General features: G+C 35.1%; 17 protein-coding genes and 1 pseudogene. 16 read left to right on the top strand and 2 right to left on the bottom strand.

What is annotated here, in order from left to right:
• The first annotated feature begins 76 nt into the window (after positions 1–76).
• Together NSQ59_RS15685 and argH are read left to right on the top strand one after the other, a co-directional pair.
• A complete protein-coding gene (locus NSQ59_RS15685) occupies positions 77–1,291 on the top strand; it encodes an argininosuccinate synthase (protein ID WP_340832230.1) in 1,215 nt (404 codons plus the stop codon).
• A 37-nt stretch (positions 1,292–1,328) separates the two neighbouring features.
• Entirely contained in the window at positions 1,329–2,711 is a 1,383-nt protein-coding gene (gene argH, locus NSQ59_RS15680) for an argininosuccinate lyase (protein ID WP_340832228.1), read from the top strand.
• A 41-nt stretch (positions 2,712–2,752) separates the two neighbouring features.
• Here the strand turns inward: argH and NSQ59_RS15675 are convergent, their stop codons facing one another.
• A complete protein-coding gene (locus NSQ59_RS15675; RefSeq protein ID WP_340832226.1) occupies positions 2,753–3,715 on the bottom strand; it encodes an FUSC family protein in 963 nt (320 codons plus the stop codon).
• A 161-nt stretch (positions 3,716–3,876) separates the two neighbouring features.
• On the opposite strand from NSQ59_RS15675, the gene pssA reads away from it, so the two are divergent.
• From pssA to NSQ59_RS15615, 12 genes and pseudogenes are all read left to right on the top strand, one after another.
• Complete coding sequence (gene pssA, locus NSQ59_RS15670) at positions 3,877–4,368, top strand: CDP-diacylglycerol--serine O-phosphatidyltransferase (protein WP_340832223.1); 492 nt, start codon at positions 3,877–3,879, stop codon at positions 4,366–4,368.
• Between the two features lie 95 nt (positions 4,369–4,463).
• Entirely contained in the window at positions 4,464–5,417 is a 954-nt protein-coding gene (locus tag NSQ59_RS15665) for a 2-hydroxyacid dehydrogenase family protein (protein WP_340832222.1), read from the top strand.
• A gap of 413 nt (positions 5,418–5,830) precedes the next feature.
• Positions 5,831–6,715, top strand: coding sequence for a YitT family protein (locus tag NSQ59_RS15660; protein ID WP_055740217.1), 885 nt, complete (start codon positions 5,831–5,833; stop codon positions 6,713–6,715).
• A gap of 168 nt (positions 6,716–6,883) precedes the next feature.
• Positions 6,884–7,576: an ABC transporter ATP-binding protein gene (locus NSQ59_RS15655; RefSeq protein WP_126647457.1), complete on the top strand. Its 693-nt coding sequence runs from the start codon at positions 6,884–6,886 to the stop codon at positions 7,574–7,576.
• A gap of 409 nt (positions 7,577–7,985) precedes the next feature.
• Positions 7,986–8,525 carry a hypothetical protein gene (locus NSQ59_RS15650; protein ID WP_340832218.1) on the top strand — a complete coding sequence of 180 codons (540 nt, stop codon included), beginning with the start codon at positions 7,986–7,988 and terminating at the stop codon, positions 8,523–8,525.
• Positions 8,526–8,585: 60 nt separating this feature from the next.
• The gene (locus tag NSQ59_RS15645; protein ID WP_340832216.1) at positions 8,586–8,753 is read left to right on the top strand and encodes a hypothetical protein; all 168 of its coding nucleotides are present in this window, start codon (positions 8,586–8,588) and stop codon (positions 8,751–8,753) included.
• A 196-nt stretch (positions 8,754–8,949) separates the two neighbouring features.
• Positions 8,950–11,349 (top strand): hypothetical protein, encoded by a 2,400-nt coding sequence (locus tag NSQ59_RS15640; protein WP_340832214.1) that lies wholly within the window; start codon positions 8,950–8,952, stop codon positions 11,347–11,349.
• The gene (locus NSQ59_RS15635) at positions 11,346–12,335 is read left to right on the top strand and encodes a serine hydrolase domain-containing protein (protein ID WP_340832212.1); all 990 of its coding nucleotides are present in this window, start codon (positions 11,346–11,348) and stop codon (positions 12,333–12,335) included. The genes NSQ59_RS15640 and NSQ59_RS15635 overlap by 4 nt, the downstream gene beginning before the upstream one ends.
• Positions 12,336–12,409: 74 nt before the next feature.
• Entirely contained in the window at positions 12,410–12,874 is a 465-nt protein-coding gene (locus NSQ59_RS15630; protein WP_055740212.1) for a DUF3995 domain-containing protein, read from the top strand.
• 24 nt (positions 12,875–12,898) lie between these two features.
• A pseudogene (locus tag NSQ59_RS15625) lies at positions 12,899–13,606 on the top strand (isoprenyl transferase); the annotation flags it as partial.
• A gap of 144 nt (positions 13,607–13,750) precedes the next feature.
• A complete protein-coding gene (gene catA / locus NSQ59_RS15620) occupies positions 13,751–14,401 on the top strand; it encodes a type A chloramphenicol O-acetyltransferase (RefSeq protein ID WP_055740211.1) in 651 nt (216 codons plus the stop codon).
• 129 nt (positions 14,402–14,530) lie between these two features.
• On the top strand, positions 14,531–14,761 hold the full coding sequence (locus tag NSQ59_RS15615; protein ID WP_055740210.1) for a hypothetical protein: 231 nt from the start codon (positions 14,531–14,533) through the stop codon (positions 14,759–14,761).
• A gap of 65 nt (positions 14,762–14,826) precedes the next feature.
• On the opposite strand, the gene NSQ59_RS15610 is transcribed toward NSQ59_RS15615, so the two are convergent.
• Positions 14,827–15,312, bottom strand: coding sequence for a hypothetical protein (locus NSQ59_RS15610; protein WP_126647451.1), 486 nt, complete (start codon positions 15,310–15,312; stop codon positions 14,827–14,829).
• Between the two features lie 138 nt (positions 15,313–15,450).
• Between NSQ59_RS15610 and NSQ59_RS15605 the strand changes: the two genes are divergently transcribed.
• Together NSQ59_RS15605 and NSQ59_RS15600 are read left to right on the top strand one after the other, a co-directional pair.
• On the top strand, positions 15,451–16,287 hold the full coding sequence (locus NSQ59_RS15605) for a DUF2935 domain-containing protein (protein ID WP_235950553.1): 837 nt from the start codon (positions 15,451–15,453) through the stop codon (positions 16,285–16,287).
• A 257-nt stretch (positions 16,288–16,544) separates the two neighbouring features.
• A complete protein-coding gene (locus tag NSQ59_RS15600) occupies positions 16,545–16,811 on the top strand; it encodes a CD3324 family protein (protein WP_340832206.1) in 267 nt (88 codons plus the stop codon).
• The last annotated feature ends 278 nt before the right edge of the window (positions 16,812–17,089 follow it).

Below are 17,089 nucleotides of genomic sequence, written 5' to 3'. Positions count from 1 at the left end.
TTTTTGGATTTCGTTGTATAAAAATCCACAATATTATATATTTATACATGTTATAGATTGAGAGGGAGAGATAAAGATGAGCAAAGAGAAAATTGTTTTAGCCTATTCAGGCGGATTAGATACATCTGTCTCCATAAAATGGCTGCAAGAAAAATATAACTATGATGTTATTGCTCTAGGTATCGATGTTGGGGAAGGAAAAGATTTAGAAGCTATTCGTCAAAAGGCATTAAATGTGGGAGCAATAAAAGCGATTATGGTTGACGCGAAGGAATTGCTTGCAAAAGAATATATTTTACCGGCACTAAAGGCAAATGCCCTTTACGAAGGAAAATATCCATTATCATCTGCACTAAGCCGTCCATTAATCTCTAAACTACTTGTTGAAGTTGCAGAACAGGAAGAAGCGGTAGCCGTTGCGCATGGATGTACTGGAAAGGGAAATGATCAAGTTCGTTTTGAGGTTTCCATTCAAGCGCTTAATCCGTCGCTAAAGGTGGTAGCACCTGTTCGGGAATGGGGAATGACTCGTGATGAGGAAATTGCTTATGCGGAAGAAAAAGGCATTCCTATTCCTGTTGATCTGGATAATCCATTTTCGATAGATGCAAACATTTGGGGGAGAGCCTGTGAAGCTGGCTTTTTAGAAAATCCATGGAATGAGGCACCGGAGGAAGCTTTCGCATGGACTAATCCCATTGAACAAACACCGGATGAACCGGAATACTTGGAAATCTCGTTTGTGAATGGGGAACCAGTCGCACTGAATGATCAAAAAATGGATCTTGTCAGTTTAATAGAACATTTGAATGTTAAAGCTGGCAAACATGGTATTGGAAGAATCGATCATATTGAAAATCGTCTTGTTGGAATTAAATCACGTGAAGTGTATGAAAATCCGGCAGCATTAGTATTAATTAATGCTCATAAGGAATTAGAATTTTTAACATTGCCACGTGAAGTGACACAGTTTAAACCAATGATAGACCAGCATTTTTCCAAAATTCTTTATGAGGGATTATGGTACTCTCCAATTAAACCCGCATTAGATGCTTTTGTGAATGAAACACAAAAAGTTGTAAGTGGTAAAGTTCGTGTAAAGCTTCATAAGGGTAATCATGTCGTTGTTGGCCGCGAATCTGCACATAGTTTGTATAATGAAGAACTGGCCACTTATTCTAAAGGAGATTTATTTGATCATAACGCAGCTGTAGGATTTATTAAACTATGGGGGTTACCTACAAAAGTGTATGCAGATGTTCATTCAAAAGATACGATCCTAAAGGGATAATTAGTATAGTGAATCACAAATACCTAGGAGGATCATGATGAAAAAACTATGGGGCGGACGTTTTACAAAAGAAACAAATAAACTAGTGGATGAATTTACCTCGTCGATCCATTTCGATCAAAGATTAGCTTTGGAGGATATTGAAGGTAGCCTTGCACATGTGCAAATGCTCGGAGAATGCGGAATTATTCCTGCCGAAGATGCTGATGCCATTATTATAGGACTAGAGAAAATAGAAAAGAAAATTATCGAAGGCAAAGTCGAATTTGCAGTTGAGCATGAAGATATTCATATGAATATTGAAAAAATGTTACACGATGAGATCGGCCCAGGGGCAGGCAAGCTTCATACAGGGAGAAGTCGAAATGATCAAGTGGCAACAGATATGCATTTATATCTTAGAAGGAAAACAACGGAAATCATTAAGCTGGTAGAAGAAGTACAAAAAGCGATTGTGAGGCAAGCGGAAGAAAATGTGGATACACTTATGCCAGGGTATACACATTTGCAGAGAGCACAGCCCATTCTATTTGCTCATCACCTCCTAGCCTATTTTTGGATGCTGGAAAGGGATAAAGAAAGATTAGAGGATAGTCTAAAACGCATCAATTGGCTACCACTTGGAGCAGGTGCTTTGGCAGGAACCACTTTCCCTATTAATCGAGAACGTACTGCTGAACTCCTGCATTTTGACCAAATGTATCCGAATAGTTTAGATGCTGTTAGTGACCGTGATTTTATATTGGAATTTTTATCGATCGGATCCATCTTAATGACACATATTTCAAGACTCTCAGAGGAAATGATTCTCTGGTCAAGCCAAGAATTTCAATTTATTGAGCTCGATGATTCCTTTTGTACTGGATCAAGTATTATGCCGCAAAAGAAAAATCCGGATGTTCCGGAACTCTTGCGCGGGAAAACAGGTAGGGTTTATGGCAATTTAATTGGACTTTTGACCGTACTTAAGGGCCTGCCGCTTGCGTATAACAAGGATATGCAAGAAGATAAGGAGGGAATGTTCGATACAGTTGAAACATTGGAGGGCTCTTTAAGCTTGTTAGCACCAATGATCGATTCAATGACGGTAAACCAAGATAAAATGTATGCTGCAGTTTCGCAGGACTTTTCGAATGCCACAGATATCGCTGACTATTTAGTAACAAAAGGACTTCCTTTTCGTCAGGCACATGAGGTTATCGGAAAAATCGTTTTATTTGCCATCGAACATCAGAAATTTTTATTAGATGTAACGTTGGAAGAATATAAGTCATTTAGTCCATTATTTGGTGATGATATTTATGCCGTATTACAGCCGAAACATGTTGTGGATGCAAGAAATAGTTATGGAGGAACAGGTAAACAGCAAGTTCTTATTCAGCTTCAATTAGCTTATGATAAGCTTAATCATAAGGAGTAATATTCAACATAAAAAAGTGTTCATTTGAAATGAGCACTTTTTTATTTGCCTCTATTAATGTTTTGTAAAAATCTGTTTGCTTCCATTTCAAGAATCCGATGGTAAATAGAAGAATGTTTATTATAATTAAGTTGATTCTCGGATCGCCAATTTTTTAAAGCATCAGCTAAATGTAAAAAGTTTGCTGCCCAATATTGAGCCTCTTCTTTTGATATTGTTTCCTGTTTATGCCACTGTAGAATATTTTCATAAAACTGTTCAATAATGTTGTATTCCTTCCTTAAAATAGCTAGATTTTCTTTGATTAATTCAAGTTCTCTTTTACTTTTTCTCTTAAATGGGTTATAACGTAAACTATTTTCGGCTTTGTTCACACTTTGAAAAGCATCCTGAAGTTTATTCCATACAATACCATTCATTTCCTCTCGAAAAAAAGTGTTGTCAGATGCTCCATTTTCTATCCAGACAGCAAGCCCTTCCAACTTTTTGATGAGCAGGTTCTTCACAGTTTGAAAAGATTCATTGGCAATAGAAGTAAAGTTTGGCGGCAATATTAATGCGTGAATAAGGATTGCTACAATAATACCAATAATTGTATCGGATACACGATACATTCCATATCCATGTAATTTTGGAGTAAATACTAGAATTAAAACAGTTGATAAGGCTATTTGATGAATCGACGTGATATTTGCTCCAAATAAAAGGGATACTGCTGTACAAATTAGCAAAATGAATGTAATACTCCAACCATTCAAAGGCAATTCTGCAGAAAAGATAATGGTAAATGCCACTCCAAAGATGGTTCCCATCATCCGAGATAGAGAGAAACGAACGGATTTAAGAATAGTTGCCTGCAGACATAAAATAACGGAAAGTGTCGATAAATAAGGATATTTCGAACCTGTCCAATCCGAGATTTGCCAAGCTATTCCGGAACCCAAAGACATTTTAAGGATGAATAGGATTTTTTCAGATGATAGTAATTTATTTTTTTTCTCCAAAATAATAACCCCTTATTAAAATTTCCTGCTCTTTTATTGTTACTTAAATCATTCAAATTTATTTTGCTGCTGAAGGTTGAGTGGGAGACTTTATGAATACATTGCTGAACTTCATAGAACAATAATAGTAAGTAGCTCTTTGGAGGAAAGGTGGTACCGTTTTGTTTCAACTTTTATCAAGATCACTTCCCAATCTATTTACTTTAGGAAATTTAATTTGTGGAGTTAGTGCGATTACCTTAAATAATGAAGGATTCATAAGAGAAGCAGCATTAGTTATATTTTTGGCTGCGCTTTTTGATTTATTTGATGGAAGAGTGGCACGCAAACTTAAGGTGAACAGTGAATTCGGTGTTGAACTTGATTCCCTTGCAGATGTGGTTAGCTTCGGTGTTGCACCTGCACTTATTTTTCACACGATTACACCTCATTCCATTTTTGCACAACTTGCCTTTATCCTATTTCCAACTTTAGGAGCGTTAAGACTTGCTCGATTCAGTGCGAAGCCTACTGTTGGTCATTTTATTGGTATCCCCATCACATTGGCTGGATTAATTGTGGCAGGAATGGAAGTTTTTTTATATACCAATACATGGATTGTATTAATACTAGCGATTCTCATGATCAGCCCCATCAAAGTGAAAAAGTTTTAGTGCCAATTGATTGATAAGGAATTGTGAAAACGATACTATTATAGTAAATAATACCGAATACTTTGCGGTTTTTTAATGAGAAAAGGATGAGAAGCATGGGGAAAATATACATATCAGGGGAAATTCCGAAAATTGGATATGAATTATTAAAAGAGCATGAGGTTGAAATTTACAGAGGTAAAGAACTCATTACTGAAGAAGAGTTAGGAGAAAAGATTGTCGATGCAGATGCACTGCTTTGCCCGTTATCTACTCCTGTTACAAGAAATGTCCTTGAAAAAGCAAAAAACTTAAAAATTATTGCAAACTTTGGGGCAGGATTTAATAATATTGATGTTTCGTATGCAAAAGAAAACAATATTGTGGTGACAAATGCTCCTGGGGTTTCGACTGAGGCTACAGCAGAATTAACAATGGGCATTATTTTAGCAGTTACGCGACGAATACCAGAAGGAGATCAGCTTTGCAGAACCGTTGGGTTTAATGGTTGGGCGCCGCTTTTCTTTCTGGGAAGGGAATTAACACATAAGACTTTAGGAATTATCGGTCTTGGAAGTATTGGACAAGCAGTTTCAAAAAGAGCAAAAGCTTTTGGAATGCAAATCATTTATACATCACCAAGACGCAAAAGCCGTGAAATAGAAGAAGCATGCGATGCTACCTATGTTTCCTTAGATGAACTCCTTCATCAATCAGACATTGTTTCAATCCATGCTCCATATAATGCATCTACACATCACCTAATTACATTAAAACAGTTGGAAAACATGAAAAAGAATGCGTTTCTTGTAAATGTTTCACGCGGAGCTGTTGTAAAAGAAAGTGATCTTGTTGCCGCTTTGCAAAATAATATGATTGCAGGTGCAGCACTTGACGTTTTTGAATTTGAACCGTCTATTACCGAGGAATTAAAGCAAATGCAGAATGTAGTTCTAACTCCGCATATCGGTAATGCAACAATTGAAGCGCGAAATGCAATGGCTGAATTAACCGCAAAAAATATTATTCAAGTATTAAATGGTGAAAAACCACTGACCCCAGTGAATTAAGGGGGACCGCGGGGAAGAGCTTGATGAAGGACAGTAACCGGGAAAAAATAAGACGAATTGTCCATCATAAGCATGATGAAGGACAATATCCGAGAAAAAATAAGACGAATTGTCCATCATAAGCATGATGAAGGACAATATCCGAGAAAAAATAAAGCGAATTGTCCATCATATGCCCGATGAAGGACAGTAACCGAGAAAAAATAAAGCGAACTGTCCATCATAAGATAGTTTTGTTAAATAATGGGTGGAAATTGTCGTCTTATACTTGCCAACAATAAATCAGTAATAAAAATAGGTTAAATAAAGATAACAATTATAAAGGTTCCTTTTCGATTTGGAAAGGTCTTTTTTTATGTTTTTGGATTTTTTTTGCTATAATTAAATTAACATTAATAGAGGGAGAAAAGGAAATGACAAGTAGTGACATAGTAAAATATCAGCATCGCAGATTAAAAAAGAGAAAAATACTGCAAAGAGGTATTGCCATCTTACTTGGGGGCATTATCGCTGCCATAGGATTAGAAATTTTCTTAGTTCCGAATAGTGTTATTGATGGCGGGATAACCGGTATTTCTATTATGCTGGCACATTTAACTGGAATCCCACTAGGGGTATTTATTTTTATTTTGAATCTCCCTTTTATTTTTATTGGACGTAAGCAAATTGGTAAAACATTCGCATTTTCTACATTGTTTGGTATCGCAGCATTGTCCTTTTTTACTGCATTATTCACCCCGGTTCCGGCTTTTACACAAGATATTTTATTAGCGACCATTTTTGGCGGGATTGTTATTGGTATCGGAGTTGGGATCGTTATACGATTTGGCGGAGCGATGGATGGCACCGAAATTCTCGCTATTCTTATTAATAAAAAGTTTCCATTCTCGGTTGGAGAAATAATCATGTTCATAAACGTGTTTATTTTAGCAATTGCAGGTTTTGTCTTTAATTGGAATCGAGCGATGTATTCCATTATTGCTTACATTATTGCGACAAAAACCATTGATGTGGTTGTACAAGGTCTTGATCAATCTAAATCGGTTTGGATTATTAGCGATAATTACAAGGAAATCGGCGACGCTATTCTCGCGCGATTAGGCCGCGGTGTTACCTATTTGAAAGGGGAAGGCGCATTTACAGAAGATGAAAAACAAGTGATTTTCTGTATTATTAACCGTTTAGAAGAAGCCAAATTAAAAACGATTGTAGAGGAATTAGATGACAAAGCATTTTTAGCGTTCGGTGATATTGCCGAAGTCCGAGGGGGAAACTTTAAAAAGAAGGACATTCATTAAAGAGTTATACTTATCTAATAATCATCAACTAGCTTTACTCTTAGATAGAGTAGAGCTTTTTTTAATGAAAAATTTACCATAAGTATCTTTGTAACATATTTACATTAATAGAACAGTATGTAATATTATGAATATATAGAAAAAAGTTTTAGATGAAAGGGGTTTATTATGTCATTAAAAATTGAATGTTTGGATGTTGGAAAGTCTTATGCAGGTGATGGTGTTACCACAAATGCAGTTCAGCATATTAATTTATCCTTTTCAAAGGGAGAGTTTACCTCAATTGTCGGTCCTTCTGGATCTGGGAAATCAACATTATTGAGTTTGATAGGAACACTTGATTCACCGACATCCGGAAAGATTTTATATGACGGAGAAGAAATCGTAAAGAAAAACAAAAAAGCAATTTCTGACTTTCGTTTTGAACATATTGGCTTTATCTTTCAGCAATTTCACCTCCTGCCTACTTTAACGGCGCTCGAAAATGTCCTCTCACCATTGTTTGCCAGAAAAGTTCCCTACAATAAAATAGAACGTGCAAAAGAAGTTTTAGAACAAGTTGGCCTTTCTGATAAAGAAAATTCTTTACCATCACAGCTTTCGGGTGGTCAACAACAGCGTATAGCTATAGCTCGCGCAATCGTTCACAAACCAGACTGGCTACTTGCCGATGAACCAACCGGAAATCTCGATACGGAAACAGGGGAACGAATTTTTGACTTAATACAAGAACTTAATCAACAGGAAGGCTGCGGAGTATTTTTTGTTACACATGATCCAAAGCTTGCTGCCAAAGCAAATCGAATGATTACGATGAAGGACGGGATGGTTTTATCGGATAAAAAAGGAGAGTTTGCTTGATAGAGAAACATCATAATGTAACTCATAAAAATTTGTATTTTCTATGTACATTTGAAGTACAATATTGTTTATTATTTTTATAGAATGTTATAATTGCGTTGAGAACAAAGAAATAAAAGAAATCTAGAAAATATTGATGAACAATTGCAAGTAAATATTATATTTACATAGTATTTATACGGTGGTGAATTAAATGAATTACGGAATGTATGCAATTCTGGTATTTTTTTTGGCAGCCTTGATTGCAACTTCATATATGTTCAGTAAAATGATGAAAGAATAGCAACGGTATCCGCCGTTGTTTTTTTTTTTGCTTTTTTCATTTATGCAAGAAATAGCAAGGAGTTTATTGAAAAAGTTAGGGATGGAATACTATATGATAAACCCATATAAGAAGGAGTATAGAGTAATGAACATTCCCGAAACATTTAAAAATAAAATTGCGGGTGCTTTCGGAGAAGAGGGCATAAAATGGTTAGAAACAATTGCTTCGAGAGTTCAAATATGTGTGGAAAAATGGAATTTAAAGATAGATGCTCCAGTTACAAACCTTTCCTATAATTACGTTTTAAATGCAATAGATTTATATGGTAATCCTGTGATTCTTAAACTCGGTATCCCGGGATCTGATTTCCAAAATGAAATTAGAGCGCTGCAAGCATATAATGGTATTGGCTGTGCCCGCTTGATAAAAGCAGATGCAAGCCGCGGTGCAATTCTTCAAATGCGACTTATACCCGGAAAAATGCTATACGTAGAAGATGAGATTTCTTCTATTAAACATTTTATACAGGTATGGAAATCTATTAGGTGTCCGCTGCAACTATTATCGGGTCTTTCTTCGGAGATCGATACATACCCAGATGAAAATAAAGCCGTAATCAGGAGAATATCCAAAGACATCATACATTTTGATGAACAAGAGGAATTATTTTTAACCCCTTCGTAATTTGTCTGGCCGCATTTATTTGTAAAACGTGATAAACCAATCGGGATTAATTATTCCGTAATGGAAAATCAGCTTGAAGCAGCTAAGCCAATGCCTCCTGAGGACCTCATTAAATTTTTACGAGCAATGGGGGATTTCACTAGACTGCAAATTGTAAAATATTTAGCTGAGAAATCTCGTTCTACTAGAGAGTTAGCTGGATTGAGGGGGCAATTTCCAAACATTTAAAACAACTTAGGGATGCAGGGTTAATAACGACAAAACCTGATAGCTATTATGTTTTCTATCAATTATTGGAACAACCTTTTGAAGAATTTCCAAACAATTTAATGCAATTTATTAGATAAAATTAAAGGAAAAAGGAATGTCTTAATAGAATGAAAAGATTATTGATGACCCATTTTTAATAATATTGGAGAGTTTTATGTCAGAATATATTGAAATTAAAGGCGCATACTTGCATAATTTAAAAAATGTTGATATCAGGATTCCAAAAGGAAAATTGACAGTGGTTACAGGAGTCTCTGGAAGCGGAAAGTCTAGCCTTGTATTCGATACCTTATACGAAGAAGGGAAGAGGAGATATCTGCTTTTCTCGGGAACCCAATTTATGGTTGATTCGGTCTCCGCTTTTGAAAGCATTACCGGACTTTCTCCGACCGTGGCGGTGGAACAGCGTGTCATTCGCCAATCGAATCCAAGGAGTACGGTAGGTACTAGGACGAAAATTAGCAATTTGCTGGCGATCCTTTTTGCTTCTTATGGTACCAGGGACCCAAACCATGATGATGGATTACCTCTTTCAATGGAATTTTTTCAGAAAAATTCTGCTAAAGGCATGTGTGTTAAGTGTTTAGGAAGCGGCCAGTTCTATCATATAGATGAAGATGAAATATTAAAGCTAGATATGCAAATCAAGAATATATTTAATGGATTTTTGATGAAGCATAGGCATCATCGGAATAATTTCAAAAAGTTTTGTCAGCTCTATAACATTGAGGTAAATAATACGATTGCCTCTTTAAATGAAGAGGAACTGTTTTTGTTTAAATATGGCTGCCGGAAAAGTGGATTTGTTGGTGCCGTTGTTTTTTTTCATGAAATGCAAAAACATTTTGTCAGTAAGAACATGAGAAATAATACATTAAAAAAGGAACATGACTTATTTGGAATCAAATTAGCACCGAGAAGTTGTCCAAAATGTTTAGGAACTGGTCTTGGTGAACAGGCAGTACATACAACTATAGATGGCAAAACTATTTCTGAATTAGAAAATATGTATGTTGATGAATTAGTGAATTTCTTAGAAGCACAGAAGATAACAATTGCTGGAAAGAATTTAGTGGAGGAAATCCTTTTAAAGCTAAGATGTATGGTGGATGTGGGATTACATCATCTGGCACTATCCCGTCAAGTCCCAACCTTATCAGGTGGAGAAATACAACGCCTTTTTCTTGCTTCCTACATCATTGCTGACATGGATTCTATCATTTTTATTTTTGATGAACCGACTATTGGACTTCATGAAACGGAAAAAGGAATGCTGATAAAAATCATTCGAAATCTTGTCCATCGCGGAAATACAGTAGTTGCAGTTGAACACGATGATAATTTCATGAGAGCGGCTGATTATATCATTGATATAGGACCTGATGCCGGAATGTATGGTGGGGAGCGAATCTTTCAAGGGAGTTTCGAGGAGTTCTTGGCATGTAAGAAATCTAGAACTTCACCATTCTTAATAGGGAAGAAAATATTAAATAGGAAACAAGAATTTAAACAAATAAATCATGAAAAAATCCTGACAATAAAGCATGGTAATTTGCATAATTTGCGTGATATCACTGTAGATATTCCTCTTGGATTAATGGTGGGGATTGCAGGAGTTTCCGGAAGCGGAAAGTCTAGCTTAATCCATGACACACTGGTGCCAAAACTAAAGCAACAACTGAAAACGAAAGTAATATACGAAGAAGATGACGTCTTAGAAGTCGATAACCATGCGTCCATCGAAGGATATGAACAAATTAAGAAATGCATTGTAGTAGATCAAAAGCCTATTGGAAGAAGTAAAGCATCATGTCCTGCTACCTATACTGGTATTACAGACCGAGTTCGGATGTTACTGGCTAAAACACCGGAAGCACAGGAAAAAGGATATACTTCCGGATTATTTTCCGTTAATTCAGAAGGCGGCTGCCGAACCTGTAAAGGGGAAGGGGTTAAATCTTTTCATGTCGGATATGGTAATTTTATTGATTTAGAGTGTGAAACTTGCAATGGAACGGGTTATATCGATGAAGCATTAGAAGTCAAATTGAATGGTAAAAACATCAAAGACATTATGGATATGAATGTGGTGGAAGCTATTTATTTTTTTGATAATGAGGCTTTGCCATTTTATGATAAAAGCTTATCCGAAATTTTAAAAACATTGGATCGTGTTGGGATGGGCTATATTACCCTTGGACAAAAGACGCCCACTATTTCTGGCGGAGAGGGACAAAGGATTAAGCTTGCAAAGGAACTTTCCAAACAAAAAGGAAAAGACAATGTCTATATTCTTGATGAGCCTACCACTGGTCTTGCTTTTGCAGATATGGAACGTCTAATACAGCTTATGCAGCAGCTTGTAGATTCAGGCAATACGGTTATTGTTACAGAGCATGATCCTGCTATATTAGCAAATTGTGATTATATTATTGAAATGGGTCCAGGCGGGGGAAGTAATGGTGGAAACGTAGTAGCGAAAGGGACACCATTGGAGTTAAGCAAAAATTCCCAATCTATTATCGGGAAATATTTAAAGCAGGTGCAGATATGAAATTTGAATGGCAGTTTTCTACTCCAGAGGCGGAAGGGATGGATATTAATGTTCTCCAGGAGCTGGATGGATATTTAAAACAACATAAATATCGGCTAGTAAATAGTGTGCTAGTGGTGAAAAATGGGAAAATTGTCGTTGAAAAATATTATAATCAATTCCACGAATTCAGTAGAAACCCAATTAAATCGATTTGGAAGAGTATTCTTGCGATTGCAGCGGGGATTTGTTTAGACAAAGGCTTAATTCAAAGCTTAGATGAACCGATTGGTACACATTTAAAAGAATTTGCGGAAGATAGACATCCTTTTCATAAAATAATTACAATCCGTCATTTGCTCACCATGTCATCAGGCATTTATTGGAATGGAGGAGTTCATTATCATACTCCTATGATGCAACAAATGATGCGAACCAATGACTGGATCAATCATATAGCAGATATAGAAATGGATAGTGTTCCTGGAAGAACGTTTCATTATAAAGAATGGGACGTGATGCTCTTGTCTGCCATTATCGGAAAGGTATACGGCGGAACCTCATTTGACCTTGTTCAAGAGTTTTTATATAAGCCTCTTGACATTTTAAGTGATGAATGGCCACAAAGCCCGTGTGGTTTTTCATATACTGTTATGGAGGGAGAAGAAAAGTCGGATTTATCCGCTAGAGATTTAGCAAAAATAGGTCTACTTATGCTTGGTGAGGGAACTTTTAATGGACATCGAATTATCTCTTCTGATTTTATAAAACAAATAATCAGCCCATCTTTTGAAAATAATACTCAAGGTTCTCTAGCTAATAATCTGTTTTATGGATACCTTTGGTGGCTGACTTCAGATGGGTACCATGGTAGAGGATTTGGAGGACAAGAGCTAAATATAGTTCCGGAGAGCAATTATATATCCGTTGTCCAGGCTACTCCGAGTACTTCAAGTAAAGCGTATGGGGATATCAATGAAAATATATTGATGAAGGCAATTTTGTAAATTACTTTTCAAAAAAGAAAGCTTATTTTGAGTTTCACTTTCCGTTATATGAAGTAACTTAGGGAGTGATAAGGGTGAGGAAAAGCAAAAATTTTTATGCTATTGCTGGAGCCTTTTGGTGTTTCCTGTTCGCCCTCATTAGTTTTTATTGGGCAAGCGGGGGAATGGCAGGAGTGAAAACATTAGGAGGAGTCATTTATCAAAAAGCTTTCGAAAGAGAAAACTCATTCATTGCCATTGTCTGGATTACGGGCTTTATCAAGCTTATTGGAGGATTATTTTTACTATTACTTCTAAAGAAATGGTCAAAAATATTAAAAATTATATTATTTACCATATCTTTAGTGGGAGGAATTTTCTTATTTTTATATGGCTTGGCGAATTTTGTAACCATTTTACTTTCTGTAATCGGTTATATATCACTTCAAATTGAAAATTATGCTGCAAAGTGGAGACTCTTTTTTTGGGAACCATTTTGGATGTTAGGCGGGGTTTTATTTATTCTTTCGGCGTTAAAGTTTAACAGAGAGAATAAATAAAAGACTGAAGTTAAGGAGGATAAGCAGAGCTTGAATACAATTATACCAACACATATAGCGATAATGATGGATGGAAACGGAAGGTGGGGATTACAGCGGGGACTAACGAGAAGTCAAGGTCATTTTGCGGGTGCACAGGCAATGGAAGAAATGATAGATGCATCCTTAGAATTAGGAGTGAAAGTATTAACTTTATATGTCTTCTCAACGGAAAACTGGAAAAGACCAAGTGAAGAGGTTCAATATTTAATGGATCTTCCAGCACAATACTTAGGCCAAAAGTTGCCTGAGTTTAAAATGAAAAATATAAGAATATGTATTTCTGGTGATTTGGATAGGTTGCCTCGACATACCCAATGTGCTTTTAAAAAGGCAGTTCATGAAACTTCAAGTAATAATCAGCTAATTGTTAATTTTGCTCTAAATTATGGAGGCAGATATGAAATATTATCCGCAGTCAAATCTTTAATTAGAGATATAAAAGACTCTAAAGTAGAAATAGAAGAAATAAATGATGATCTAATCAATAATTATCTCTATACCAAAGAGCTTCCAGACCCGGATATTATCATCCGGACAGGTGGAGAAAAAAGGCTAAGTAATTTTTTGCTATGGCAGTCTTCAAAATCGGAATTTTGGTTTAGCGATTTATATTTTCCGGACTTTACTAAAGAAATGCTATTAAGAGCGATTAACGATGTAAATCAAAGAAAATTGGAAGTTAAAAGCTGAATAAGGGAATATTTAAAGAAGAGATAGGTCAATAATAAACTGTGTTTCTAATATTGTGTTAGCTTAAGAAAGGGTGATGTAAATGGTGAAGACAGATAAATTATCCTCCTAAAATCATAAATTAATTTTAGGAGGATAATAAAAATGAAATTTCATCCAATTGATAGAGAAAACTGGGATAGAAAGATCTATTTTGAACATTATTTACATCAAAAGTGCAACTATAGCATCTCAACAAATATAGATATCACAATGTTATTAGAGCAGCTGCGAAATAAAGGGTTAAAACTATATCCTGCCTTTATTTATATGGTAAGCAAAACAGTCAATTCTTACAAAGAATTTCGAACTTGTTTTAACGAAGATGGTGTTTTGGGTTATTGGGATCAAATGGTTCCTAGTTATACCATTTTCCATCAGGATAACAAAACATTCTCAAGCATTTGGACTGACTTCAACGACGAATTTCCTACTTTTTATAATAATTATCAAATAGATTTGGAATGTTATGGTGATTTAAAAGGACTTGATACAAAGGAGAATATCTCAGAGAATACATTCCATATTTCAAGTATTCCTTGGATAAGTTTTACGGGATTCAATTTAAATGTTCATCATGATAATGATTATTTACTTCCCATTATCACGGGAGGAAAATACTTCTATCAGAAAGACAAAATATGGTTACCAGTTTCTCTGCAATTGCATCATGCTGTTTGTGATGGATACCATGCTGGTTTATTTTTTATGGAGCTGCAGCAATTATCCTATCAAAGCAAAGAATGGCTTTCTTAAGCTAACAAAGACCCATGAAGATAGGTTATTCCTAATTGTAGGAATAACCTTAAATTGTAAAATACTACAAGGTAACGTTCATTGACTATAATAGTTTAATATAACTTATTAAAAATGGAGGTGCAATCAGTGGTAAATAAGTATAAAATTGCTTCAAATTTATTCTTTACTCTTTCGGTATTATTGATTGTCATTATGTTATTAAAAAGTTATATTGAATATCAGAATTTTGTTAAACATCCTGAATGGTCAGCACCTTTTTCGACTCATTTATTAGTATTGGTTGTTACTTACTTATTCCCCATCATTATTGCATTAATATTAGCGTATATTTTTAAATATAAGGTAAATAAAAAGTAATTGATAATGTATTGAGAGTGCGCTATTTAAAAAAATTAAACTCTGTTTCTCTGACTACTTGTTAACTACCTTTCTAAAATGCTCTCCATACGCCTCTGATTCCTAAACTTCTCATAAAAATATTGAAATAAATACATGACTACCGATTTTATTAAAAAGAGAATGGATAATCTAAATTTCGAAAGTCTCACTAAGGAGACATATCCAATTTTTTTTAAACAAGGAATCATAAGATAGGTAAAAAAAGCATCGATGAGTAAATTTGTTTTGAAATATAAAGCAAATTTTCCATAAGTATATTTTAAAATCCAAATGGAACCGACTAAAAATGGACCAAATATTAATGGGAATTCCCCAACTATATTAGGTTTAATTCCAATTGGAAACCACCACCATTTTTTCTTTTGGGCTATCATTCCTTCTACAATGAGATAAAAGCACATAAATAATGACCCAGGAAGAAATCTTTTAAACGTTTTTGACCCAATAAATGGGACTGACAGCCAAGGTATGATCGTCATTAAAAAAATATACTTATAAGTGTTTTTCATCTTTTTACATCCCTTTATTCCGATTAGATAGTTTTATTTTTCCTATTTTCATACAAGTTATGTGAGAATGTTTTTTCTCAATCATTTCTTGCCCTAAGCCTTCGTAAATATATACAAGGCAAAGGAGGAGATATGAAATTGGCAAAAAAGTTGATATCCGAATGGGAGGAGCATTTTTTTTGGTTAGAGGTTTTGCAGGATCATGCTTTTTTTGTGAGAGATCATCTATCTGTAAGTGAAGTTGAATATGTTCAAACGGCACAACAGTATATTCAACTATTTGGAAATTTGCTTGGAATGTTAGAAAATATTCCTAAAACACGTAACACTGCGGATGAATTAATGATTGAGTTTTCGCAGCAATCTTGGCAAGTATCTAGAGGATATTTTGAATTTGAAGGAAGGCTTCAATCACTCAGAATCGATAATAAGGTTAATTTAAATTTATCCCCAACCTATTTAAACGGAACATTGGCAGAGAATCAGGAATACTTACGCATTTTAAGCTATTTAGTCCAGGGAGTGAAGCCTGAACCACTTTCTTTAGTAAATCTTATGGATTTATGGTTAGAAGATCAATTAGGGCATGCTGTTTTATGTAGAAATTTACTCGATCCAATCGAGGTTTTCCAATCAAAGCAAATAGACGGTTTTATAAATAAATATCAAGTTTTCATTGTTCAAAATCAACACTTAAAAGGTTATTTAAGATTTAAAGAACCAGGTTTTGAACGGCAGCAGGAATTTGCACATGAGGTTGGGTTAACAACCTTGGAAATGAGTCGATATATATACAATATGGTAACAAAGTATAAAGAAAATAAGCTTTTAAATAAAACTACTTTACGATTTTTAGAACATCATTTTCCGGAAACATGTTATTTTATTAAAAAGTTAAGCTACTATGATCCAAGTATACGAGAACCTGCAAGTCAATGTTCACTAAGAAGACCGACGTATTTATCGAGCAGATGATGATACTTGAGAAAAAAGGTGAAAAACAATGCAATTAAGATGGAATATAAGTATAATAATGATGAAATCAAAATAAGTGGTAACAAAGGAGGTATATAAATGGCAAATACAATCTTGTTGCCTAATACTTCAGCTACTCATGCAAAGCCTATAATGGAAAAGGCGATTCTTTGCATGGGGCAAAACAAATAATTATCGCCATTTTTATAAAGGCTTTGCACCTTATTTGCTACAAAATAAATAAGGGGCTGGCTAAATTGAAATATGTAAAGGCAAGCACGGTTTTACCGGAGAAGCTTATTATGGAAATTCAAAAATATGTGCAGGGAGAAACCATATATATCCCAACAACGGATTCTACCCGAAAAAAATGGGGGACTAAATCCGGCGGGAGAAAATTCATCGATAAGCGGAATGATGAGATTAAAGATGCATTTTGTAATGGAATGTCTGTTCAAGATTTGGCAGATGAATATTTTCTCTCTGTTGAAACCATTAAAAAAATCATTTATTCAAAGCGCTGATATCTTCAGTGCTTTTTTAAGAGATAAGAAAGTATAAGTTTTTTGTGACAAATATTATTTAACAAGTATAGACCATGTCTAGCTCCAGCGCCTATCGGCTAGCGGATTTCTCCGTCTCCTCCCTACGATAAGTCAACATCAGGTGAAAATGGCAGTTCAATTTTCAATAGCTCGTGAACTACCTCACTGTGTTTCCTTTATCTCAGTCGAAGACTACGAAATCCGTACGCCGATGATCAAGGCGCTTGCGCTTTTCTTATGTGTATTTTTTTTATAAT

This window comes from Margalitia sp. FSL K6-0131, assembly GCF_038008735.1.
Lineage (GTDB): Bacteria > Bacillota > Bacilli > Bacillales > Bacillaceae_C > Margalitia > Margalitia shackletonii.
The sequence above is the reverse complement of the archived record's forward strand: the minus strand, read 5'-3'. Positions and strand labels throughout refer to the sequence as shown.

Coding starts and splice junctions, on each gene's coding strand:
- NSQ59_RS15685 (WP_340832230.1), top strand. CDS start 77: ATGAGCAAAGAGAAAATTGTTTTAGCCTATTCAGGCGGATTAGATACA.
- argH (WP_340832228.1), top strand. CDS start 1,329: ATGAAAAAACTATGGGGCGGACGTTTTACAAAAGAAACAAATAAACTA.
- NSQ59_RS15665 (WP_340832222.1), top strand. CDS start 4,464: ATGGGGAAAATATACATATCAGGGGAAATTCCGAAAATTGGATATGAA.
- NSQ59_RS15660 (WP_055740217.1), top strand. CDS start 5,831: ATGACAAGTAGTGACATAGTAAAATATCAGCATCGCAGATTAAAAAAG.
- NSQ59_RS15655 (WP_126647457.1), top strand. CDS start 6,884: ATGTCATTAAAAATTGAATGTTTGGATGTTGGAAAGTCTTATGCAGGT.
- NSQ59_RS15650 (WP_340832218.1), top strand. CDS start 7,986: ATGAACATTCCCGAAACATTTAAAAATAAAATTGCGGGTGCTTTCGGA.
- NSQ59_RS15645 (WP_340832216.1), top strand. CDS start 8,586: ATGGAAAATCAGCTTGAAGCAGCTAAGCCAATGCCTCCTGAGGACCTC.
- NSQ59_RS15640 (WP_340832214.1), top strand. CDS start 8,950: ATGTCAGAATATATTGAAATTAAAGGCGCATACTTGCATAATTTAAAA.
- NSQ59_RS15635 (WP_340832212.1), top strand. CDS start 11,346: ATGAAATTTGAATGGCAGTTTTCTACTCCAGAGGCGGAAGGGATGGAT.
- catA (WP_055740211.1), top strand. CDS start 13,751: ATGAAATTTCATCCAATTGATAGAGAAAACTGGGATAGAAAGATCTAT.
- NSQ59_RS15610 (WP_126647451.1), bottom strand. CDS start 15,312: ATGAAAAACACTTATAAGTATATTTTTTTAATGACGATCATACCTTGG.